At 67.8% G+C, this 1,170-nt stretch carries 2 protein-coding genes; both read left to right on the plus strand.

Annotated features, from left to right (window positions below):
* The first annotated feature begins 265 nt into the window (after window positions 1-265).
* Window positions 266-823, plus strand: coding sequence for a Panacea domain-containing protein (locus MJ797_RS11060; RefSeq protein WP_239310782.1), 558 nt, complete (start codon window positions 266-268; stop codon window positions 821-823).
* Window positions 816-1,112 carry a hypothetical protein gene (locus tag MJ797_RS11065; RefSeq protein ID WP_239310781.1) on the plus strand — a complete coding sequence of 99 codons (297 nt, stop codon included), beginning with the start codon at window positions 816-818 and terminating at the stop codon, window positions 1,110-1,112. Before MJ797_RS11060 ends, MJ797_RS11065 begins: the two co-directional genes overlap by 8 nt.
* The last annotated feature ends 58 nt before the right edge of the window (window positions 1,113-1,170 follow it).

Genomic DNA, 1,170 nt, shown 5'->3' on the forward strand with positions numbered 1-1,170 from the left:
GTCAGCCGGCGCCCAGCACCAGGGCGCCTTCCTCTGCCCGCGAGCTCCAGGTGATCCGGCTGGAGCGGGACCTCGCCGAGCATTAACGCCCATCCGGCCTACAGGGTGGTGTGGCTGGCGGCCGTAGGGTCCTCATCGCCCCTACGAGGGATTGAAACCGACGATCGGACGGACGTCATCCGCGCGGCTCCGGTCCTCATCGCTCCCAGGAGGGATTGAAACTACAGTAGCCAGAGACATCCTTGACGACCGATCAGGAGGCGCCATGCCGATCCCGGCACGCGACGTGGCAGCCATCCTCCGTGCCCGGCTTCCCGGCCTGGGCGCGAAGAAGCTGCACAAGCTGCTCTACTACTGCCAGGGCCACCATCTCGCGGCCTTCGACGAACCGCTGTTCAGCGAGGCGATCTCAGCGTGGGACATGGGCCCCGTGGTGGCTGAGCTGTGGCGGGACGAGAAATACGGGACGGCCCGGCCGCCCGGCCGCGTCGACGCCGGCGGCGAGGCCGAACTGAACACCATCGGGTACGTGCTCAGCCGGTACGGCGCGCTGACGGGCCACGACCTCGAGATCCTCAGCCACGGCGAGCTCCCCTGGTACACGGCGAACCAGGGTCGGCGCCCCGGTGACTCGGCGCCGATTACCGTGCAGTCCATGCGGGAGTACTTCGCGACCGCCGGCGCACCGGCCACCGCCGAGGACGAACCCGTCCTGGACTCCGCGGCGGTCGCTGGCTGGCTGGCCGGCGCGGCCGAGCGGCGCGGCCCGGGCCGGCCCGATGACCTGAACGAGCTACATGCCCGGCTGGGACAGAGTGGCTGACACCACACCCTGGCAGCTGGTCGGCTTCCTGGAGCGGTTCGACCTGTGGGCCGATCAGGAGAAGCCGGCTGACGAGCTACGCCAGCTCGTATTGGCCTGGATCTTCACCCGTATCGATGATCCGTATCAGGGTGTCCGCCGGGAGCCGGGCTTCCCGAACCTGTGGTTCGGTCCGGTACCGAGCTCCGAGCATGGAGAGTGGTCGGTAGTCTGCTGCTCCTACTGGATCGAGGAGCGAGATCATGTGGTGCGCTGCGACAGCTTCGCTACGCTGAACCGGCCTGTCTGATCCTGGGAATGGAACCCAGGTGCCTCCGGGGCTGTAAGAACAACGGGCTGTAAGAGAG

The organism is Protofrankia sp. CiP3 (assembly GCF_917627345.1).
Lineage (GTDB): Bacteria > Actinomycetota > Actinomycetes > Frankiales > Frankiaceae > Protofrankia.